General features: G+C 74.4%; 18 protein-coding genes. 6 read left to right on the top strand and 12 right to left on the bottom strand.

The genetic code is table 11. The features are described from left to right. Nucleotides 1–62 precede the first annotated feature (62 nt). Entirely contained in the window at nt 63–758 is a 696-nt protein-coding gene (locus K7I03_RS01650; protein WP_221903451.1) for a hypothetical protein, read from the top strand. Between the two features lie 67 nt (nt 759–825). On the opposite strand, the gene K7I03_RS01655 is transcribed toward K7I03_RS01650, so the two are convergent. After that, on the bottom strand, nt 826–1,998 hold the full coding sequence (locus K7I03_RS01655) for a serine hydrolase domain-containing protein (protein ID WP_185945082.1): 1,173 nt from the start codon (nt 1,996–1,998) through the stop codon (nt 826–828). Between the two features lie 198 nt (nt 1,999–2,196). Here K7I03_RS01655 and K7I03_RS01660 point away from each other — a divergent pair, with 198 nt between their 5' ends. Continuing rightward, nucleotides 2,197–2,847: an alpha-ketoglutarate-dependent dioxygenase AlkB gene (locus tag K7I03_RS01660; protein ID WP_185945083.1), complete on the top strand. Its 651-nt coding sequence runs from the start codon at nt 2,197–2,199 to the stop codon at nt 2,845–2,847. 31 nt (nt 2,848–2,878) lie between these two features. On the opposite strand, the gene K7I03_RS01665 is transcribed toward K7I03_RS01660, so the two are convergent. From K7I03_RS01665 to K7I03_RS01685, 5 genes are all read right to left on the bottom strand, one after another. Further along, a complete protein-coding gene (locus tag K7I03_RS01665; RefSeq protein ID WP_185945084.1) occupies nt 2,879–3,532 on the bottom strand; it encodes a response regulator in 654 nt (217 codons plus the stop codon). Nucleotides 3,533–3,578: 46 nt separating this feature from the next. Continuing rightward, the gene (locus K7I03_RS01670) at nt 3,579–5,249 is read right to left on the bottom strand and encodes a sensor histidine kinase (protein WP_185945085.1); all 1,671 of its coding nucleotides are present in this window, start codon (nt 5,247–5,249) and stop codon (nt 3,579–3,581) included. A 109-nt stretch (nt 5,250–5,358) separates the two neighbouring features. Next, nucleotides 5,359–6,285: a PrsW family intramembrane metalloprotease gene (locus K7I03_RS01675; protein WP_185945086.1), complete on the bottom strand. Its 927-nt coding sequence runs from the start codon at nt 6,283–6,285 to the stop codon at nt 5,359–5,361. A gap of 151 nt (nt 6,286–6,436) precedes the next feature. Continuing rightward, the gene (locus K7I03_RS01680; protein WP_185945087.1) at nt 6,437–6,610 is read right to left on the bottom strand and encodes a hypothetical protein; all 174 of its coding nucleotides are present in this window, start codon (nt 6,608–6,610) and stop codon (nt 6,437–6,439) included. 55 nt (nt 6,611–6,665) lie between these two features. Next, nucleotides 6,666–6,866 (bottom strand): hypothetical protein, encoded by a 201-nt coding sequence (locus tag K7I03_RS01685; protein ID WP_185945088.1) that lies wholly within the window; start codon nt 6,864–6,866, stop codon nt 6,666–6,668. Nucleotides 6,867–7,469: 603 nt separating this feature from the next. Here K7I03_RS01685 and K7I03_RS01690 point away from each other — a divergent pair. Further along, on the top strand, nt 7,470–8,759 hold the full coding sequence (locus K7I03_RS01690; RefSeq protein WP_185945089.1) for a cation:proton antiporter: 1,290 nt from the start codon (nt 7,470–7,472) through the stop codon (nt 8,757–8,759). A gap of 481 nt (nt 8,760–9,240) precedes the next feature. Here K7I03_RS01690 and K7I03_RS01695 read toward each other — a convergent pair whose 3' ends face one another. The 4 genes from K7I03_RS01695 to K7I03_RS01710 form a co-directional block, all read right to left on the bottom strand. Beyond that, entirely contained in the window at nt 9,241–10,047 is an 807-nt protein-coding gene (locus K7I03_RS01695; protein WP_185945090.1) for a GNAT family N-acetyltransferase, read from the bottom strand. Between the two features lie 16 nt (nt 10,048–10,063). Next, nucleotides 10,064–11,602, bottom strand: coding sequence for an amino acid permease (locus K7I03_RS01700; RefSeq protein ID WP_185945091.1), 1,539 nt, complete (start codon nt 11,600–11,602; stop codon nt 10,064–10,066). Nucleotides 11,603–11,841: 239 nt separating this feature from the next. Continuing rightward, the gene (locus K7I03_RS01705) at nt 11,842–12,018 is read right to left on the bottom strand and encodes a hypothetical protein (protein ID WP_185945092.1); all 177 of its coding nucleotides are present in this window, start codon (nt 12,016–12,018) and stop codon (nt 11,842–11,844) included. A gap of 287 nt (nt 12,019–12,305) precedes the next feature. Further along, nucleotides 12,306–13,088: a DUF998 domain-containing protein gene (locus K7I03_RS01710; protein WP_224346812.1), complete on the bottom strand. Its 783-nt coding sequence runs from the start codon at nt 13,086–13,088 to the stop codon at nt 12,306–12,308. Between the two features lie 168 nt (nt 13,089–13,256). Between K7I03_RS01710 and K7I03_RS01715 the strand changes: the two genes are divergently transcribed. The 3 genes from K7I03_RS01715 to K7I03_RS01725 all read left to right on the top strand — a co-directional run bounded on the left by K7I03_RS01715 (nt 13,257) and on the right by K7I03_RS01725 (nt 17,276). Continuing rightward, nucleotides 13,257–14,537 (top strand): streptophobe family protein, encoded by a 1,281-nt coding sequence (locus K7I03_RS01715; RefSeq protein WP_185945093.1) that lies wholly within the window; start codon nt 13,257–13,259, stop codon nt 14,535–14,537. A 70-nt stretch (nt 14,538–14,607) separates the two neighbouring features. Next, the gene (locus K7I03_RS01720; protein WP_185945094.1) at nt 14,608–15,033 is read left to right on the top strand and encodes a gamma-glutamylcyclotransferase family protein; all 426 of its coding nucleotides are present in this window, start codon (nt 14,608–14,610) and stop codon (nt 15,031–15,033) included. 485 nt (nt 15,034–15,518) lie between these two features. Continuing rightward, nucleotides 15,519–17,276, top strand: coding sequence for a M4 family metallopeptidase (locus K7I03_RS01725; RefSeq protein WP_221903479.1), 1,758 nt, complete (start codon nt 15,519–15,521; stop codon nt 17,274–17,276). A 66-nt stretch (nt 17,277–17,342) separates the two neighbouring features. Here the strand turns inward: K7I03_RS01725 and K7I03_RS01730 are convergent, their stop codons facing one another. Together K7I03_RS01730 and K7I03_RS01735 are read right to left on the bottom strand one after the other, a co-directional pair. Next, complete coding sequence (locus tag K7I03_RS01730) at nt 17,343–18,464, bottom strand: IS30 family transposase (RefSeq protein ID WP_185946280.1); 1,122 nt, start codon at nt 18,462–18,464, stop codon at nt 17,343–17,345. A 160-nt stretch (nt 18,465–18,624) separates the two neighbouring features. After that, nucleotides 18,625–19,938: an alpha/beta hydrolase gene (locus K7I03_RS01735; protein WP_185945547.1), complete on the bottom strand. Its 1,314-nt coding sequence runs from the start codon at nt 19,936–19,938 to the stop codon at nt 18,625–18,627. Nucleotides 19,939–20,026: the final 88 nt, after the last annotated feature.

Genomic DNA, 20,026 nt, shown 5'->3' on the forward strand with positions numbered 1-20,026 from the left:
GGTGCCGGGCGGCGGGCGGCGCGGTCTGGCCCACCGCTCCCCCGGCCCGATATAAGAGGCTCATGCCCGAGCGCGGATCACGGTGGACCGGCCTCCGGCGGATGGCCGCGGCGGCGGTCTGCGGCGCGGCGGTGGCCGCTTGCGGCGGAGGTGACGGCGCGGCGCCCGCCCGGGAGGCGGCGCCCCGGGCGGCGGCCGGCGCCGACACCGTCATGATCATCCGGCATGCGGAGAAGCCGGACGAGGGCGACGGCGGCGGGAAGCCGCCGTTCGGCGTCACGGAGGACGGGGTGCGGAACGCGCACGCCCTGCTGATACGCGGCTGGCAGCGGGCCGGCGCGCTGGTGCCGCTGTTCGCCCCGGAGGGCGGTGCGCCGGTCCGCCCGGGGCTGCGCCGCCCGGACGCCGTGTACGCGGCGGACGCGCACGGCGCCGGCAAGGGGCTGCGGCCGGCCGAGACGGTGGCGCCGCTCGCGGCCCGGCTGGGCGAGCCGGTCGACAGCTCGTACGGCCAGGGCCAGGAGGCCGCGCTGGCGAGGGAGCTCGCCGCGCGGCACGGCGCGACGCTGGTGTCGTGGGAGCACCGCAGGATCGCGCGGATCGTCGCCGGCCTGGGCCGGGTGCGTCCGGCCCCGCCGCGCGCGTGGCCCGGGGACCGCTACGACCTGGTGTGGGTGTTCACCCGGGAGGGGACGGGGTGGCGGTTCACGCAGGTGCCCCAGCTGCTGCTGGTGGGCGACCGGCGGGATCCCGCGTAGCCCTGGCGGGAAATCCGCGTAGCCCAGGCGGGAACCCGCGTAGCCCCGTCCCCTCCCCGGCACGGCCTCAGCTCTTGGCGCAGAACTCCGCCGGGAACATGTCGTCGTACGGCTTGCCGTCCTCCAGCCAGTCGCCGTTCAGCTGGAAGGTGAGCGCGTGCTTGCCGTCCCGGGTGACGGCGGTGCTGGTGAGCGAGCCCCAGACGATGCCGTCGTGGCCGTACACCTTCACGCCGCAGGACAGCGAACGGACGATCATGCCGAGGCCGTACTCGAAGGGCTGCCCGGTCTTGACGGTGGTGAGCATCCCGTCAAGCTGCTTCTGGGGGAAGAGCTTGCCGCGCAGCAGGGCGCTGTAGAAGCGGTTGAGGTCGCCGGTGGTGCTGATGACCTCGCCGGTGGCGCCGGACCAGGCCGGGTTGTACTCGGTGGCGTCGTAGACCTCGGGCCCGGGCTTCTCGGCGTAGAGCTTGGAGTAGCCGACGGGGTGCGGGGCGGGCATCTTCGGGTTCGTGCCGGGGAACGTCGTCTCGCGCAGGCCCAGGGGCTTGACGATGCGCCGCTCGGCTTCGCGGGCCCAGGGGTTGCCGGTGGCCTTCTCGATGATCATGCCGGCGATGACGAAGCCGGTGTTGGAGTAGTGCCAGCCGCCGCCCGGCGCCCAGTAGGGCGGGTACTTGAGGCCCATGGCGACGATCTGCTCGGGCGAGCGGTACTCGTAGCGGTGCTTGAGGAAGCCGGGGCCGTTCATGTATGCGCGCCACTCCGGGGTCTCGACCATGTCGTGGACGCCGCTGGTGTGGTTGAGGAGCTGCCGGATGGTGATCTTGCTGCCGTCGTAGCCGTTGCCCTGGAGGAGGCCCGGGAGCCACCGCTCGACGGAGTCGTCGAGGCGCAGCTTGCCCTCGGCCTCCAGCTGGAGGATGACGGTGGTGACGAAGGTCTTGGTGATACTGCCGGCGCGGATGTGGTCCTGGGCGGTGCGCTTGCGCTGCGTGGAGGTGTCGGCGTAGCCGGCGGAGCCGAACCACGCCCCGTCCGGGCCGAGGGTTCCGGCCGCGACGCCCGGCATCCCGGCGGCCTGGAGGGCGTTCAGGGCCTGCCGCGTCTGCTGGTGCGACCCCTTGGTCTCCGTGACGGGCTGGGCGGTCGCGGGTCCCGTCAGGGCCGCGGCGCCGACCGCCAGGGCGGCGGTGAACCCGAGGGCCTTGCCACGTATCCGGGGTGAGAGCTTCGGCATTGCGCATCCTCGCCGTCCCGTCACCCCGGTGGGGTGACGTCGGAATGATCATGGGCGAGTGAAGTATAGGTAAAGAGTTCCTTTGGAAGGCGGCGAATTCGAGCCAGTCTGCCCGCCCTCACGTACGCGGTACGTCCCCTTCGCGTACCCCTCACCGCAAAACGGCGATATGTCGACTTCGCGACGTACGGTGGAGGGATGGCCACACCGTCCGTACCCGCCGTCGCCCTCCAGGGCTCGCTCTTCGACACGGCGGACGAGATCCGCCTCGGGCGCCCGCTCGCCGGGGCCCGCCGGACGGAGCTGGGGTCCGGGGCCTGGATCGACGTGCTCCCCGGCTGGCTGAGCGGCTCCGACCCGCTGTTCGAGGCGCTGCTGACCGGCGTGCCGTGGCGCGCCGAGCGGCGGCACATGTACGACGCCGAGGTGGCCGTGCCCCGGCTGCTCGCCTACTTCGGCGAGGCCGACGGGCCGCCGCGCCCCGCGCTGACGGCGGCCAGGGACGCGCTGAACGCGCACTACGCGGCCGAGCTGGGGGAGCCGTTCCGGACGCTCGGTCTGTGCCTCTACCGGGACGGCCGGGACAGTGTCGCCTGGCACGGCGACCGGCACGGACGCGGCTCGACGGAGGACACGATGGTGGCGATCCTCTCCCTGGGCGCGCCGCGCCCGCTGCTGCTCCGGCCGCGCGGCGGCGGCCCGGCCCGCGTCCGGCAGCCGCTCGGCCACGGCGACCTGCTGGTGATGGGCGGCAGCTGTCAGCGCACCTGGGACCACGCGATACCGAAGACCGCGCGGGCGGTCGGGCCCCGGATCAGCGTGCAGTTCCGGCCGGGCGGAGTGGCCTGAGCGGGCCGCGCCCGGCCCTCGGGCGGCCGTCCTACCGTCCCAGGCCCGCGTCCCGCGCCACCAGAGCGGCCTGCACCCGGTTGGCGCACCCCAGTTTGGCCAGAATCCTGCTCACGTAGGTCTTGACCGTGGCCTCGCTCATATGGAGCCGCCGGCCCGCGTCGGCGTTGGACAGGCCCTCGCCGAGCAGGGCGAGCACCGCGCGTTCGCGTTCGCCGAGGGCCGCCACGCGGGCCCTGGCCTCCTCGCCGCGCTCCTCGGCCGGGGCGGACGCGAACGAGTCGACGACGTGCCGGGTGGCGGCGGGCGACAGGTAGGCGTTGCCCGCGGCGGCGGCGCGGACGGCGCCGATCAGCTCACCGGGCGCCGAGTCCTTCAGCAGGAAGCCGGCCCCGCCGTCGCGCAGCGCCCGCAGCACGTTCTCGCGCTGGCCGAACGTGGTGAGGACGAGGACCCGGACCTCCGGCGCGGTCCTGCCCAGTTCGGCCAGGGCGGTGAGGCCGTCCATGACGGGCATCTGGATGTCCACCAGCGCGACGTCCACCCGGTGCCGGCGGGCCAGTTCGACGGCCTCCCTGCCGTCGGGCGCCTCGGCCACGACCTCGATGTCGTCGGCCGAGGTCAGGATCATCCTGATGCCGGCCCGGATGAGCGGCTCGTCGTCGGCGATGAGGACGCGGATCACGCAGGTCTCCCGCAGGTCGGTCGGAGGGTCACCACACGAGCACTCACTAGTCGTTCCTGACGATGAACTCGCGCTTTTCGATCAGTTTCCCGCCCCGGAAGCAGAAGCGGTACACGCGGTCCTTGTCCATGTCCTTCGGGGAGTCGGTGGACAGCAGCGACAGGCACCGCGCGCCGGCCGGCGCGGCCGGGCCCTTGCGGTCCAGGCCGGAGGTCAGGAAGGACCGTCCGGAGGGCAGCCGGTCACGGACCTCGGACTCGGGGCTGCCCACCCTGATCTCCCGGTAGGTGCCCGGCTCGACCTGCGACTTGTCCAGCGCCTCGAAGAGCGCCACGGCGCCGAAGGCGAGCAGCACGCCAAGGCCCAGCAGAACGAGCACGCCGACGCCGCACCCGGCCAGGCAGCCCTTGCTCCGGCGCATTCCGGTGAGGTTCTTGAGCTCCTCACGCGGGTCGGCCCAGGCGGCGCCGGGCAGGCCGTCCCCGGCGAGGTCCCCGGCCGGTGGCCAGGTGTCGTCGGACGCCTCGCTTCCGGCGGCGTCCGGAGCCGGGTGGTACGGGAGCAGCCCGGCGAGGCGGAAGCCGCCGTCCTCCAGAGGCCCGGCGTACACCATGCCCCCGGCGAGCCGGGCGCGTTCGCGGAGACCGGTGAGGCCCTGTCCGCCGCTGACGGCGGCCGGCCGGGGGGCGGCGCCCTCGGGCGGGGGCCCGTTGACGACCTCGACGACCAGCGAGTCGGCCTCGTGGTGCAGTCCGACGGTGAGCTCGGCGCCCGAGGCGTGCTTGAACGCGTTGGTCAGCCCCTCCTGGACCACCCGGTAGGCCGCGTGGTCGGCGGCGGCGCCCAGCGGGCGGGGCTCCCCCGACCGGACCAGCCGGACCGGGGTACCCGCGGCCTCGGCCGCCTCCACCAGCCCGTCGATGCCGGCCACGCCGCCGGGGCGCTCGTCCTCGGGTGTGCCGTCCTTGAGGACGCCGACGACGGCCCGGAGTTCGTGCATGGCGGCGACGGACGCCTGGCGCAGCACGCCGACGGCCTCGCGCTGCTGGTCGCTCAGCCCGTGGGAGACCTCCAGGGCGCCGGTCTGGACGGCGATGAGGGCGAGCTGGTGGCCGAGGCTGTCGTGCATGTCCTGGGCGATGCGCTGGCGCTCGCGCATCCGCGCCTGGCCCGCGACCATCCGGCGCTCGCGCAGCAGTTGGGCGTTGCGGTCCCGGAGGGTGTCGAGCAGGGCGCGCCGCTGGGACGAGTAGCGGCCGGCCAGGCCGGGGACGAGGGTGGTGAACAGGAACAGCAGGATGAGGAAGAGGCCGACGAACGACAGCGGCGGCTGGTCCCAGAGGACGAGCGCCTCGAAGGCGGCGAGGGCCGCCGCCCACACGGCGAGCGCGCGGAGGGCCCCCTCGATCCTGCGGCCGGCCGACCAGGCGACCACCGCGAGCAGCGGCAGCAGTCCGGCCTCGTTCGCCCCCGTGAGGGCGGCGACGCCGATCAGGCACGTGGCGGGCAGGACCCGCCGGGCGAGCGAGAGCGCGGCCGTGACGACCGCGAAGAGGACGGTGAGGGGCCAGCCCTGCCCGGTGTCGTACTCCAGGGCGCCCGCGAGCAGCGCCATGAGGGCGGCCAGCAGGGACTCCCCCACCACCCGCCGCCACGTCCACTGCCCCGGTTCGACGAACCTCGCCCATACGTCACGGGCCTTGCTGATCACGCGCATGCCGAGAGCCTAGGCGGGGGCGCGCGGCCGGCGCGTTCGCCGAAAGTCGCCGGTCACGTCGTCGAAAGGCGGACGTTCGAGGGGGCGCCGGATCAGCGGAGCGGCCGGATCAAGGACCGCGGCGGGCCGCGCGCGTCCGGGACAGCAGCCAGGTCACCCCGGCGAGCGCCACCAGCAGCAGGCCGCCGTCGGAGAAGAGGGTGTAGAGGTGCTTCTGCCGGTCGGTGGGGCGCGGCAGGTAGCCGAACTCGAAGAGGGCGCGCTCGGCGCCGGTGGCCGTGAGCCGGTAGACGAGCCAGACGGCGATCCCGTTGACCGCGTCCCACAGCGCGTGCAGCACCGCCACACCCAGGTAGGTCGCCGCCACCCCGCCGGTGAGCCGGAACCGCCCGTCCGCGCGGCGGGCGCCGAGCAGCGCGCCGCCGAGGATGGCCGTCCAGAGGCCGTGCCCGAACGGCGCGAGGAGCCCGCGCAGCACCTCCGTCTCGACCAGGCCGCGCAGCGAGATGGTGCCGCGCACGGTGAACAGGGCGTTGAACGCGTAGCCGGAGCTCTCGAACGCGGCGAAGCCGAAGCCGACCGCCGCGCCGAGCACCAGGCCCGCCCGCGTCCCCCGGACCGCGCGGTGCCGCCGGACGAGCAGGACGAGCGCCAGCCCCTTGACGGCCTCCTCGATCAGGCCGACGCCGAGGAAGAGGGGGACGGAGGGGTACAGCAGGTAGTACTCCAGCACGGAGGCGCCGAGGACGCCGAGGACCCCGCCCACGACGAAGCAGCCGAGCAGCAGTCCGACACCGAGCTCGGACCCGTACCGCTCGCAGGCCCACAGCGCGAAGCAGCCGGGGACGAGGAAGCTGCCGAGGAGGATCAGAGTCGGCAGCAGGTTGGTGTTCTGGGTGGCGCAGGTGACGAGGACCGCCAGCAGCCACAGGGCCAGTCCCCCGCCCAGGCAGCGCGCCCACATCCTCGGCGGCGCGCCGGACGGCGGGCGGACGGGGGTCGGGGCGACGGGCGGCGGGGGTCCCGGGTGCGGCATGCCCTCATCGGACCCCGGCCCGCGGCGCGTCGCGCGCGCTGCACGCCGTCCGGGTGAGGGGGCGCCCCGGTGCGCGGCCGGTGACGCGGGCGTACGGCGGCGGCCGGGCGGGGGACGGTTCCCCGGGCCCGGCCGCCGCGGTGGGGGCGGGTCAGGTGTCGCGGCCGGGGCGCCGCTCCGGGGAGGTCTCCTCGTCGCGGGTCAGGGCCTCGGGCTCGCGCCACTCCTCCGAGCGGGTGGGGCGGCCGGTGCGGGTCTGGGCCCGCAACTCCTTCTTGAGCTGGTCGTCCTTCTTGGGGCTGTGCTTGTCGCTCTGCCGCTGCATGGCCGTGGCGTTCCTTCCTCCGGTTCCGGTGGGGGGTCTCCGGTGTCGGGGGGGCTCAGGGATGGTCGGGCCGCTGGCCGGGCGGAACGCCGCCGCCGCGGCCGCCGCCCTTGGTGCCCTTGTCGGTGCCGTGGGCCCGCTCCGGGCCGCCGGGTCCCACCTTGCGGTCGAGGTCCGCCTTGGCGGCGGCGGAGTCCTGGCTGGTGGCGCCCTTGCCACTGCGCCGCAGGGCACTCTGCTGGGGGTTCTTGGTCATCGGGCCTCCCCTGTCGAGTGATCGCTTGGTCGGTCCTGTCGAAGTGATCGCTTGGTCGGTACGCCTGTCCGGGCGGGGGCGGTGGAAACCTCCGGCGAAACCTTCCGTCCGCTCCCGTCCAGCGTAGGCACCGCACCGCGCCCCCGGCGCGGTGGCGGAGAGCCCGCTCGCCTCCTCCGTTACCGGCCGGGAAACAAAGGGGAGCGATTCCCTCCTTTTTCCGGCGGAGACGACGACCGGCGCTGGCCGAGAGGGCGACGGGAGGACCGCGCCGGCTCGTTCCCCTATCCCCCGCGAGGGTATTGCCCGGCGAATTCCGCTTCCCCGCACGGCACTTTGCCGAGGTGCCCCGACTCGGCCCGTTCCTACCGCCCGCATTCCGGCGGTATTTCACTTTTCCGCGACCGTGCCGACGTCCGCCACCCGGCGATCGTCCGTTCTGCGCACCGTTCCGTCCAAACCCCGGTGCCACCCGGATTTTCCCCTTACCCAACGCTCCGGAATTTCCCCAGTCTTGTGCGACAGGCGTTCTCGGCGCCACCCTGCGTGGGTAGCCTGGCCCGCGAGCCACTCACCGCACGGTATGACTACGGGGGAACGTGCATGACGAGCCAGAACATCCAATGGCTATTCCTCGATCTCGCCCTTATCTTCGTCCTGGCCCGCGCCCTGGGCGCCGTCGCCGCGCGGGTGGGTCAGCCGCCCGTCGTCGGCGAGATCCTCGCCGGGGTGCTCCTCGGGCCGAGCCTGCTGGGCGCGGCCCCGGCCGGACGGCTGTTTCCCACGGACGTACGGCCGTTCCTGTCGGCGCTCGCCAACATCGGCGTCGCGCTGTTCATGTTCACCGTCGGACTGGAGCTGGAGCACCGGGCCCTGCGCGGGCGCACCCGCGTCACGGCCGGTGCCGCGCTCGGTTCGACGCTGGTGCCCTTCGCCCTCGGGTTAGGGCTCGCCTTCTACTTGCTGCGGGGGCATCCCACCGACCAGCGGGCCGCGTTCGTGGTGTTCGTGGGGCTCTCGGTGTCGGTGACGGCCTTCCCGGTCCTGGCGCGGATCCTCACCGACCGCGGACTGGCCCGGACGGACACCGGGGGACTCGCTCTGGCGACGGCGGCCGTCGTGGACGTCGTGGCCTGGTCGGCGCTGGCGGCCGTGCAGGCGGCCGTCGGCGGGCCGGGCGGGCAGGGGCACTGGCGGGCGGCGCTGCTGCTGCCGTTCATCGCGGCCCTGGTGCTGCTGCGGCCGGTTTTGCGCCGGGCGCTCGGTCCCGCCGGGCCGGACGGCGCGCTGACCTCCCGCGCGTTCGCCGTCGCCGTGACCGGCGCGCTGCTGTCGTCCGCGGCGACCGAGGCCATGGGCATGCACTACATCTTCGGGGCGTTCCTGTTCGGCGCCGCGCTGCCCCGCGAGGGCAGCGACCGCGTACGGGAGGAACTGGCGGGCCGGACCGAGCAGTTGACGGCCCTGCTGCTGCCGGTCTACTTCGTGGTGGCCGGCCTCAAGGTCGACCTGCGGGGCGTGGGGCCGCAGGGCGTCGTCGAGCTCCTGGCCATCCTGGCCGTGGCGATAGGCGGCAAGTTCTGCGGCACCTATCTCGGCGCCCGGTCGCAGGGCCTGGCCGGCGGCCCGTCGGCGACCCTGGCCGCCCTGATGAACACCCGGGGCCTGACCGAGCTCGTCATCCTCGGCGTGGGCATGGAACTGGGGCTGCTGGACGGGCCGTTGTACTCGCTGATGGTCGTCATGGCCCTGGTGACCACGGCCATGACCGGCCCGCTGCTGTCGCTCATCGACCGGCGCGGCCGCAAGCGCCCGGGGCCGCCCGCGCAGCGCGCGTCCGGCGAGGCGGCGGCGGACGTCCGCCCGCTGTCCGGCCGGGCCGCCGACGCCTAGGCCGCGGCGCGCACGGCCGGAACGCCGCCTACGCCGTCCACATCACCTACGCCGCCCGGTGCGGCAGGCCGGCGCGCGGCGGGGCCGTGCGGGCCCCGGGAGCATCCGGGGGCCGCACGGCCGTGCCGGCGGGGGCCGGCGGTTCCCCGGGGTCGTCGACGACCGAGGCGTGCCGGTACGCGGCCCCGCCGGCGGCCGGGTGAACAACGAAGCGAAAAGCGTGAAGAACGCCCCGCCCGCCACCCCGCGCTGGGTGACGGGGGATTTTCCCGGCGCACGGGCGACGGGCGGGGCTGCACGGCCGCCGCCGCACCGGATCGCCCAGGCGTCCGACGCGCCGGCGGGAACCGTGCGGTCTCGGGCGGACGCCGTTTCCCCGGCGCCCTTGCGGGTCCCTCCGTGGTGCTCATCCCTGAGAGGGGTACGGCCCCCCCGGGGCGTGACATCCCCCGCGCTGTGAGCCGGGTCTCACCCCGCCGGATCAGCCTTTCCCTCCGTGGAAGTAGAAGTGGATCCGTGTGTTCGCCTCGAACCCGATGCGCGGGTACACGGGGGCCCCGGCGGCGGTGGCGTGCAGCGTGGCGCGGGTCAGTCCGGTGGCCCGCGCGCCTTCGTACAGCGCCTTGCGCGTGACCGCCTCGCCGTAGCCCCTGCGCTGCCACCGGGGGTCCGTGGCGACGAACACGACGTGCAGGCGCCCCCGCGCCGCGACGGTGGCGGCGCAGGCCACCGCTTCGTCGCCCCGCGCGGCCAGGTAGGCGTGCACCCCGTTCCTCCAGAGGGCGGAACCGGCCAGACCGTCGCGGCCCTCCTCCAAGGGGAACCCGTACGCGCGGGACTGGAGGTCGGCGTAGGCCCGCAGCTGTTCGTCGGTGCGGACGCGGGCGAAGGTCAGGTCGGGATGGGCCGGTTCGGCGAGGGACGGCAGGTCGGCGGCCATGCCGGTGCCTGAGAAGGCGTGTTTGAGGCCGACCTGCTCCGCGGTCTTCTCCAGCACGGAGCGGGCCTCGTCGTCGAGAAGGTCCTCGAAGAGCCAGAGATAGCCCGGGTGCTTCTTGGCCCGCATGATGTCCGCGGCCTGGCCCAGCCGACGTCCGAGCGGGTCCGCTCCCGCTTCCGCCTCGGTCAGGGTGACGCAGTTCCAGAACGCGAACCGGCTGTCGGCCCAGCGCACGGCGATGCCCGGCAGGTCGCGTACGTCCGCGCCGGCGTCGCGGTCGAGCACCAGCGCCCGCCAGACGGCGGTGAGTTGCCGTACGGACTCGATGGACTCCGCGGGAACGGTCACGGTGCCTCCATATGCGTCAGAAGATGTTCTCGGCGTTCTCGGCCCCTTCGATCCGCCCGTGGGCGTGCGCGGCGCCGGAGCGGGGCACACCGTAGGAGCGGCGCCCGAAGCGCCACCACACGGCGGCCAGGACCAGGGCCACCGACAGGGCGACGGGCGTGTAGTTGAAGGTCTCCGCGGTGACCGGGCTGGACTGCGGCAGCAGGAACAGCACCGTCACCCCGGCCGCCCAGACCACCGCCACCCAGCCGATCGGCCGGCTCCAGCGGCCCAGGTGCCAGGGCCCCGGGGTGAACCGGCCCCGGTGGCGCAGGCGCAGCAGCACCGGGATGGCGTAGGCGGGGGTGAAGCCCACGACGGAGATCGCGGTGACCGCGGAGAAGGCCGTGGCGGAGTACAGGGACGGCAGGGCGAGGACGAAGGCGACGGCGACGGCGAGCCAGACGGCGTTCGCCGGAATGACCGTCCGGCGGCTGACCCGCTGCCAGCGTGCCGAGCCGGGCAGGGCGCCGTCCCGGGCGAAGGCGTAGATCATGCGGCTGGCGGCGGCGGTGACGGTGTAGCCGCACAGGAACTGCGCGCCGATGATCACCAGCAGCAGCGCCTTGGCGGTCGCCACGCCGAGGGCGTCGAGCAGGATCTGTGCCACCGGCACTCCGGTCTCGCTGCCCAGTGTCCCGGCGTAGTCCTGGATCGCGAACAGCAGGGCGGCCAGCAGGACGCCGCCGGCGGCCCAGGACACCGCCACCGAGCGGACGATCCCGCGCGCGGCGGCCACGGAGGCGCCGGTGGTCTCCTCGCTCAGGTGGGCGGAGGTGTCGTAGCCGGCCAGGGCGAAGCACGGCAGCAGCATGCCCAGCAGGACCACGTAAACAGGGCTCGACCAGCCGGTGTTGTTCGTGAACTCGGTGAACACGAAGCCGGCCGGCCGGTGGTGGGAGGGGACGAGGGTCAGGGCGCCGATGATGACGACGGCCCCGGCCAGGTGCCACCACGCGCTCAGGGAGGTCAGGACGTTCATCAGCCGGGTGCCTAAGAGGTTCAGGACGGCGTGCAGAGCGAGGACGATCGCGTAGACGGCCAGCAGGGATCCCGGCGTCGGCACGTAGCCGAACTGGAGGTTGGCCCAGGCGCCGGCGAAGGTCGCGATGCCGTAGTCCTGGGCGGCGATCCCGCCGAGCAGCCCCAGCAGGTTGAGCCAGCCGGTGTACCAGCTCCACCGCTCGCCGCCGAGCTGACGGGCCATGTAGTACAGGCCGCCGCTGGTGGGGTACCGGGAGGTGATCTCGGCCAGCGCCGCCGCCAGGCACAGCACCGGCGGGCCCACGGCGAGCCACCCCCATACCACCACCGCGGGACCGCCGCTGTTCAGGCCGTAACCGAGCAGCAGCAGCGTTCCGGACATGATGGAGATGACCGACAGGGAAGCGGAGAAGTTCCCGAAGGCGCCCATGCGCCGGTGCAGTTGCTGGGTGTAGCCGAGCTCCTCGAGTAAGCGCTCGTCGTCGTCCGACGGCTCGGACCGCCGCCGTCGCGCACGTGCCGTTGTACGCATCGGAATCCTCCGGACAGAGAAGCGGACGCCGTGACGCGGCGGCCGCCCGACGACCGCACGCCGCACGCACACGGCGGAGCGAATCACCGCGGCGCCCAACATAGTTGGCGGATACCGTCACGCACGAGACCGCCGTTCGGCCGCCGCGCGGACGACGACGTCACCGGACGAGGCGGGCACCGCGGCATGGCGGGCGCCGCGGCATGGCGGGCGCCGGGGCATGGCGGGCGCCGCGCGTCTCAGCCGAGGTTCAGCGTCCGCGCGGCCAGGGCCGGCGGGATGGGCGCGGCGTAGTCCGGTTCCGCGGCGGGGTCCGGTGCCGGGCCGGGGACCGGTGCCGGTGCCCCCGGCAGGGCCTCCTGGCCGGGGCCGGGCTCCCGGCGGTGCGTCGTACAGGGGCCGCCGCCGGTGGCCACCCCGCACCGCCCCCTCCGTGTCGGATACCCGCACTGGAGGTCCGGGTCATGGACGTGGCACAGACCCGAGGGTCGGGCGGTGCCGGTAGGGCACCGGTAGCCCTTCTTCGTGATCGCGACGCATTGCCGGTCCGGGGATGTTGCCACCATGGCGGCATCATGCCCGTACGGCACGGCGGCCGGCCAAGGGGGGTCCCGGCCGTTACGGCACGGACCGGTCCGCCCGCCCCCGGCATGTCCACCCGCTCGGCGCCCGGGCGTTCACGGCGCGGCTCCGCGCCGCCGCTTCACAGCCCCGGCGCCCCGCCCCGCTCCCCCACCGGCCCGCGCAGTTCCGCCGCGAGGAGGACGAACCAGGCCCCGACGAGGGCCAGGTGCGCCCGCTGGGGGACGCCGTGCCAGCCCGGGTGGCCGAAGAGGGGGCCCACCGTGGAGACGGCCGTGGCGAGGGCGGCGGCCGGAAGCCAGGGGGTCCAGCGGGACAGGACGGGCCACCGGGCCTGGGCCGCGGCGACGGTGAACAGGAACATCGAGCCGAAGAGGGCCGCGTGCACCAGGGCGCTGGTGGCGGTGTGCCAGGGGTTGACGGCCTCGCAGCCGGCCTCCACCGAGGGGGCGCAGCGCATCGGCACGATCACGTCGGCCACCGAGCAGATCCCGAAGGCGACCAGGCACCACCATCCGGCCTCGGCCACCGGCCCCGCCCGGCGGTCCCTGGCGAGCAGCGCGCCGGCCACCACCAGGGCGGCGGCGAGGAGTTCCGCGGCGCCGAAGAGGAGGTGGAAGCGCTGGTCGGCGGCGTAGAGCTCGCTGACGTAGGAGTGCCGCGGGTCGAGCCCGGTGGGCAGCGGGAACTCCAGCAGCCAGTCGTTGTAGACGACGGCCGCCGTGAGCAGCAGGGCGGGTGCCACGACCGTACGGGCGAAGAGGCGGCGCCGCGGTGGTGCGGGCGGCGGGGCGGGCCGGGGCCCGGCGGGCGCGAGCGCGGTCCGCCGGGAACCGGGGGAGGGCCGTTCGTACAGGGCCTGCCTCCCGTGGTCGGGGCAACTGCTGTCAGTGCCGTCGGTCATCTTCGCGCCACCCCAGATCTTCATTGTGTGTACCGGGACCTCGCTCACCGCAAACGGGACGTCCGCTTCCCCCTAGTGCCCCCGCAGAGGGGTGGCAATCGGTTCCGGGGCGTACGGTTCGAGCCATATGGGGAGGTCAGCCGCCGTCCGTCCGAAGCAGGAGCGCGCGTGGGTCAGGAGTCGAGGTCCCGTTCCGGGGAGGCCGTACGGGCGTGGGCGGAGGCGTTCGGCGCGGTGGCCGCCGCCGTGGCCGCCATGGTCGCCACCGCCGCCCTGGGCCTGTGGGCGGCCGGGGCCGGCGGCCTGCCGTCCGGGGCGTTCCCGGCCGTGCTGGCGGCGACCCTGGTGGCCGCCGTGGGCGGGACGGTGGAACTGACCGGCGGCGCGGGGTTCTTCGGCCGTACGGGTGCCACGCTCACGGTGGTGCCGCTGTCGGTGTCGCTGGCCGGGGCGCTCGCCCTGGCGGCGGGCGTGCTGCGGCCGCTGGGGCCGCCGCGCCACGGGCCGCCGCCGGACGGGCGGGAACTGGCGGCCCGCGCGGCCCGGGTGGCGGTGCTCTGGGTCCCGGCGCTGCTGGTCCCGGCGCTGACCGCGCGCCACACCTTCCGGATCGGGCTGGGCGGCGGGCTGCTGGACGAGATCGGGGACGCGCTGGACGTACGGCCGGAGGTGGGGTTCCGCGCGGACGTGGCGGCCACCCTGGGCCGGGGGCTGCTGTGGCTGCTAGCGCTGTACGTGATCATCGCCCTCGTCGCGCGCCGCACCCCGCTCCCTCCCCCGCTGCGCCGCTTCCAGGACGCGGCGCGCCCGCCGGTGCGGGCGGTGCTGGGGCTGCTGCTGGGCTACGTCGCGCTGGGGCTGGTGGTGGGTCTGGTGACGCTGTGCACCCGGGGGCACCCGGCGGAGACCGCGGCCACCCTGCTGCTGGGGCTGCCCAACCTCGCCTGGCTCGCCCTGGGCATCGGCCTCGGCGGTGCCTGGGAGGGGAACGTGCCCGACGCGATCGGGCTCCCGGTGCCCTACGCGCTCGCCGCCGTGCTGCGGGAGCCGGGTGGTGGTACGGCGACGGTGAACCTGGCCTCGCTGGGCCGGTACGACGACCGGGCGTGGGTCCTGGCCCTGGTGGCGGCCCTCGCGCTGGCGGCGGCCGCGTTCCTGACGGCCCGCCGCTTCCCCGCGCCGTGGTGGCGGCAGGCCGTCCGGCTGGCCCCGGCCCTGGCCGTGGCCCTGGTGGCCGTCGGCCTGCTGACCCGGATCTCGGCGCGCTACGGGCTGTCGCTGTTCGGCATGGGCGACCTCGACGCGTTCGGCGGGGAGGTCCGGCTCCACCCCCGGCTGCCGCTGCTGCTGGGCTGGGGAGCGCTGTGGGGTCTGGTCGCGGGGGCGACGGCGGGGGTGCTCGCCGAGGCGCTCACCCGCGCCCGGCGGCCGCGGGGCGGCGCCGGATAGCCGGTTAGGCTGACCGGGCGCGCGGCCGGAGGGGCACGGGCCGGAGGGGCACGGCGGGAGGGAGGCGGGGATGGCGGGGGACGAGGCACCGCTGCCGGTCTTCGTCTACGGCACGCTGCGCCGCGACGGCGTCAACTACGACGCGTTCCTGCGCGGCCGGACGGCCGCCGAGGTCCCGGCCCGGCTGGCGGGGGCGGTGCTGTACGAGGGCCCGGGTTATCCGTTCGCGGTCACCGCTCCGGCCGGTGAGATCCACGGCGAGCTGATGACGCTCGCCCCGGCCGGCCACGCGGTCGTACTCGCCGCCCTCGACGCGCTGGAGGGCCACCGCCCCGGGGATCCCGGCAACCTCTACGAGCGGGTGGTGCGCGCGGTGCGCACCGAGCGGGGCGAGACCGTATGTGCGTGGGTGTACGTGGCGGCCGAGCGGATCGCCCGCCGGCTGCGCGCGGAGGGCGTCCGCGTCCCCGGCGACGAGTGGCCGCACCGCGCGTGACGACCGGGGCGTGAGGAACAAGGCGTGACGGCCGGGACGTGACATCCGGCGCGTATCCAGCCGCGTATCAACAGGCGCGACAGGCGCGGGAGATCCACCGCGTCACCACCGACACGCACCGCGTCACCGACCGTCCCACATGCTGAACGGTCGCCGAACTCGCGCAACCCGCCGCCCTCTTGAGCGGTCTTGCGCTTCGAACGGACATCCTGTTGCCCGCCATTCACTTTCCGTTGATCTCATGTCAAATGTTGATCAACTGATGTGAACACCGTGTAAACAGCCTTTCCATGAGCATGCCAAGCGCTGCACAGTCTGCCCGGGACCACAGGGTCCCGCGGTGCACGAGTGACAGCACCGCCCCCCGCCAGCGGCCCGGCCACCCCGGGCCGTCATGACGCAAAGGGCGCTGAACAGTGCGTACATCCCCCACAACCCCCGGCCGAATACTGACTGTCGCCGTCGCGGTGGCCGCGGCGGCGGCCATGGCCGGCGGCGCCGTCGCCGCCCCGGCGACGGGCACGGCACACAGCACGACGACCACGGTGGCCACGGCGAGACCCGGCTCCGCGGCCTCCCAGGTGGCCGGCGCCGACGTGGTGCGGGCGGCCCGCTCCGCCGCCGTCGCCCACGCCAAGGACACCGGCGTCGGCCCGCAGGAGACGCTGACCGTCAAGGACTCCCTGGTCGACCCGGAGGGCAAGCGTCACGTCCGGTTCGAGCGCGCCTACAAGGGCGTTCCGGTGGTCGGCGGCGACCTCGTCGTCCACCTCGACGCCAAGGGCGGCTACGCGGGCGCCACCCGGGCCGCGCGCCACCAGGTGGCCCTGAAGTCCGTCACGCCGGAGCTGACGGAGCGTCAGGCCGCCGCCAAGGCCGCCGAGGCGGTCAAGGGCACGGCGGGCCGCACCGAGCTGGTGGTGGACGCCACCGGCGGCACGTCCGTCCTCGCCTACCGGGTGACCGTCACCGGCGGCCGCGCGGCCGAGAAGGGCGCCCTGCGCGCGGTGACCGTGGACGCCGTCTCGGGGAAGGTCCTCGCCACCACCCCGCTCACCGACGCGTTCATCTCCCCCAAGCTCAAGGACACCCTGCGCGCCAAGGGCCGCACCGCCGCCCCGCGCCTCGGCGCGGCGGCCACGCCGCGGACCGCCGGTTCCGGCGCCGCGGCCACCTACCCCGCGCAGGCGAACGGCAACGGCGCCTCGATCTTCGTCGGCACCGTCCCGCTGGTCACCACGCAGACGGCGCGCAGCGCCTTCACCCTCAAGGACCTCAGCCGCGGCAGCGCCGAGACCCGGACCGCGAGCGGCCAGGAGCTCGAGACCTTCACCAAGGGCAAGGCGTTCACCAACAGCACCAACCGCTGGGGCAACGGCACCGCCTCCGACCCGACCAGCGCCGCCGTGGACGCCCAGTTCGGCGTCACCAGCACCTTCGACTACTACAAGGGCACGTTCGGCCGCAACGGCATCAAGAACGACGGTGTCGGTCCGCGCGCCCTGGTGCACTTCGGCAACAAGGTGGGCAACGCCTTCTGGTCCCCCGACTGCTGGTGCATGCTCTACGGCGACGGGGACGGCGAAACGTTCAAGCAGCCCCTGGTGGCCCTGGACGTCACCGGCCACGAGCTGACCCACGGCGTCATCTCGGCCACGGCCGACTTCCAGCCGACCCGGGTGGACGCGCAGGGCAACCAGTTCGGCGAGGCCGGCTCCCTCAACGAGTCGTTCGCGGACATCTTCGGCACCGGCATGGAGTTCCGCACCAACAACGCGAGCAACCCCCCGAACTACCTGCTCGGCGAGAAGCTCGGCCTGGACCAGCAGTTCCTGCGCCGCCTCGACAAGCCCTCGCTGGACAAGCTGGAGGGCACGGTCGACTACTGGGACGCCGGCTCCTACGACCGTGAGGTGCACGCCGGTTCGGGCGTCTCCTCGCACGCCTTCTACCTGCTCGCCGAGGGCAGCGGCAAGAAGACGATCGGGAAGTTCTCCTACGACTCCCCCACCTACGACGGCCAGTCGGTGACGGGCATCGGCCGGGACAAGGCGGAGCAGATCTTCTACCGGGCGCTCACCCGGTACATGGTCTCGACGTCCGACTTCCACGACGCCCGCAAGGCCACCCTCCAGGCCGCCGCGGACATCCACGGCGCCGACAGCGCCGAGTACAAGGCCGTCGACCGCGCCTGGGCCGCGGTCAACGTGACCGAGGCCAACACCCCGTCCGCCCGGCGCTGACGAGGACCGTGGGCCCCCGGCCGGACGGCGGTTTCTAGGGATCGTCGCAACACTGGGTTGGTTTGATCAGGCCGTGAGCAGTTTATGCAGGCGCTCGGCTGGGGTTTCCCAGCCGAGCGTTTTGCGTGGGCGGCCGTTGAGTTCGGCGGCGACGGCGTTGAGGTGCTCGCGGGGGTGGACCGAGAGGTCGGTGCCCTTGGGGAAGTACTGCCGCAGCAGGCCGTTGGTGTTCTCGTTCGATCCGCGCTGCCAGGGGCTGGCGGGGTCGCAGAAGTAGACGGGGATGTCGGTGGCGAGGGTGAAGGAGCCGTGGGCGGCCATCTCGGCGCCCTGGTCCCAGGTCAGTGAGCGGGTCAGGTGGCCGGGCAGGCTCTGGACGGTGTTCACCAGGGCGTCGCGCATGCGTTCCGCGCTGCGGCCGTCGGGGAGGTGCACCAGCATCGTGTAGCGGGTGGCGCGCTCGACCAGGGTGCCGATTGCCGAGCCGCTGTCCTTGCCGATGATGAGGTCGCCTTCCCAGTGGCCGGGCACGGCCCGGTCGTCGGCCTCGGCGGGGCGCTCGCCGATCATGATCATCGGGGTGGAGAACCTGGCCTGACGGTGCTGGGCCTGGCGGTGCGGTTTGCGGCGGGTACGTCCGGTGCGCAGGGCTCGGGTGAGTTCGCGGCGGAGTTCGCCGCGGCCCTGGACGTAGAGGGCCTGATAGACGGTCTCGTGGACCACGTGCATCTCCGGCCGCTCGGGGAAGTTCTCCCGCAGAGCCTGACAGATCTGCTCGGGACTCCACCGTAGGGCCAGGCGGGCCTGGATGAAGTCCCGCAGGGCAGGGTTCTGCCCGATCTTCCCGGTCTTGGGCCGGGGCCGGCGGGCATCAGCGCGGACCTGGGCGGCATAAGGCCGGTACTGGCCGTTGACCGGATGCCGGTTGCGGCGGATCTCACGGCTGACGGTGGACGGGCTGCGGCCCAGCTCCGCCGCGATGGCGCGGACCGTGGCCTTCTCCAGCAGCCGGTCGGCTATGTGGATGCGGTCGGCCTCGCACAGATACCGGGACGGGCCGGAAGGCGGTACCACCGCGTTGACCGGTGGTACCGCCTTCCGGCCGCCAGAGGCATGACGGCCGTTTCGCCAGCGCTTGCCTGTGCGGAGGTTGATGCCGACAATCCGGCTGGCCTCCGCGAAGCTCATTCCTTGATCCACAAGCCGGAAGTATTCCTCCCGTTTATGGATCAAAGGAGCATGCCCCGGACGCTTCCGTACCCTGCCGCTCTCGACGTCCATCGCACCCCTTGAACTGGGGTGTTGCGACGACCACTAGAACCCAAGGACCGGCCGGGGGCCCGCGCGCTCACCGGACCCGTTCCACCTCGGGGAACGGGTCCGTCGGCACGTCCCCGGGCCGGGCGTCCCGGTCGCGCAGCCGCCGGTCGAGGAAGGCCGTGACGAGCGCCCGGGTGATGGCGATCGACCGCCCCGCCGACAGCGCCCCGAGGAGCTCCGTCACCGTCTCCCGGGACAGCGTGCCGCGTTCGGCCAGGCGCGGCAGCAGCGCGGCGGCGTCGGTGAACGCGCCGTGGGCGGTGTCGTGGACGATCAGCCGCCGGACGTGTCCCCGGCTGTGCCGGACGAGCGCGTCCCACCCCGGCCGGTTGTCGGCCACGTCCGCGGCCGAACCGATCAGCAGGAACGGGCGGTCGAGCCCCTTCTCGGCCACCGCTCCCAGCTCGACGCCCGACCCGTCGGCCTTGGTCGGGAAGTGCATCTGCCCGTCGAGGTTGATCCCGGTGACCAGCCGGGTGTCGTCGCACAGGGCCTGGGCCGCCGTGAAACCGCCCCCGGAGTGCCCGGCCATGCCGGTCCTCGACAGGTCCAGCGCCTCCGCCAGCCCGCGCGGGAGCGCGCGCTCCGCCGCCGTACGGCCGCCGCGCCGGAGCGCGTGCAGCCGGTCCAGCACGAACGGCACGTCGCCCACCCTGGCCTCCATCGACCGGCGGGTGAGGGCCGCGAGGTCCGGATTCGGCCGCTTCATCAGCGCGGGGAGGACGGACACCGCGAGCGCCCCGTCCGGGAACAGGACCTCGGACGCCTCGTAGGTGTGATCGATGGTGACCACCACGTAGCCGCGCGAGGCCAGTTCCTCGACGAGGCCGGTGCCCCAGGTGCGCGGGTCGCCGGTCCCGGACGACCAGAGCACGACCGGCCGGGGGCCGCCGGGCAGCACCCGGGCGCCGGGGCGGGCGTGGCTCCGCGTCTCCCGCCAGTCCGTGCTCCCGGGCGGTACCCGGTAGTTGAGGGCGGCCATGCCGTCCTCCCCGCCGAAGTGGACCGCCGCCGCGGGCTCCATGTGCGGCGCCGGCTCCGCGCCGCCCGTCCCGGGAACCGCCGGGTACCAGAAGCTCACCATCACCTCGCGCCTCCGGTCGCGCCGCCAGGGGTCCGGCCGGGCGCTGTCGGTCAGGTGCAGCGCGGCCGTACCGATCGCGTACGGGCCGGTGGGCGCGGGCAGCCGGAGCGGCGCCGGGCCCGCCTGAGGGCGGCCGGGGACCGCCGCCGCGGCCCGCGCCGCCGGTCCGGCGACGGCGGCCAGCAGGGCGGCGGCCACCACGGCCCGCCGGCCGGGCGGGGCCGCCGCGGGGTGCTGCCGGGTCTCGTACGTCGGCACGTGCTCTCCTTCCTCGCCCGCCGCGGGCCGGCGGGTCGCCGCGGCCTCGGCCGTGCCGGGGGCGCGGGTCCATTCTGGCCGGATGCCG

Origin of the sequence: Streptomyces mobaraensis (assembly GCF_020099395.1) — a bacterium.
Lineage (GTDB): Bacteria > Actinomycetota > Actinomycetes > Streptomycetales > Streptomycetaceae > Streptomyces.

What these genes read in the sequence shown, in the direction of transcription:
- K7I03_RS01675 (WP_185945086.1), bottom strand. Translation starts at nt 6,285, where the DNA reads ATGCCGCACCCGGGACCCCCGCCGCCCGTCGCCCCGACCCCCGTCCGC.
- K7I03_RS01670 (WP_185945085.1), bottom strand. Translation starts at nt 5,249, where the DNA reads ATGCGCGTGATCAGCAAGGCCCGTGACGTATGGGCGAGGTTCGTCGAA.
- K7I03_RS01680 (WP_185945087.1), bottom strand. Translation starts at nt 6,610, where the DNA reads ATGCAGCGGCAGAGCGACAAGCACAGCCCCAAGAAGGACGACCAGCTC.
- K7I03_RS01725 (WP_221903479.1), top strand. Translation starts at nt 15,519, where the DNA reads ATGGCCGGCGGCGCCGTCGCCGCCCCGGCGACGGGCACGGCACACAGC.
- K7I03_RS01660 (WP_185945083.1), top strand. Translation starts at nt 2,197, where the DNA reads ATGGCCACACCGTCCGTACCCGCCGTCGCCCTCCAGGGCTCGCTCTTC.
- K7I03_RS01730 (WP_185946280.1), bottom strand. Translation starts at nt 18,464, where the DNA reads ATGAGCTTCGCGGAGGCCAGCCGGATTGTCGGCATCAACCTCCGCACA.
- K7I03_RS01650 (WP_221903451.1), top strand. Translation starts at nt 63, where the DNA reads ATGCCCGAGCGCGGATCACGGTGGACCGGCCTCCGGCGGATGGCCGCG.
- K7I03_RS01700 (WP_185945091.1), bottom strand. Translation starts at nt 11,602, where the DNA reads ATGCGTACAACGGCACGTGCGCGACGGCGGCGGTCCGAGCCGTCGGAC.
- K7I03_RS01655 (WP_185945082.1), bottom strand. Translation starts at nt 1,998, where the DNA reads ATGCCGAAGCTCTCACCCCGGATACGTGGCAAGGCCCTCGGGTTCACC.
- K7I03_RS01685 (WP_185945088.1), bottom strand. Translation starts at nt 6,866, where the DNA reads ATGACCAAGAACCCCCAGCAGAGTGCCCTGCGGCGCAGTGGCAAGGGC.
- K7I03_RS01720 (WP_185945094.1), top strand. Translation starts at nt 14,608, where the DNA reads ATGGCGGGGGACGAGGCACCGCTGCCGGTCTTCGTCTACGGCACGCTG.
- K7I03_RS01690 (WP_185945089.1), top strand. Translation starts at nt 7,470, where the DNA reads ATGACGAGCCAGAACATCCAATGGCTATTCCTCGATCTCGCCCTTATC.
- K7I03_RS01710 (WP_224346812.1), bottom strand. Translation starts at nt 13,088, where the DNA reads ATGACCGACGGCACTGACAGCAGTTGCCCCGACCACGGGAGGCAGGCC.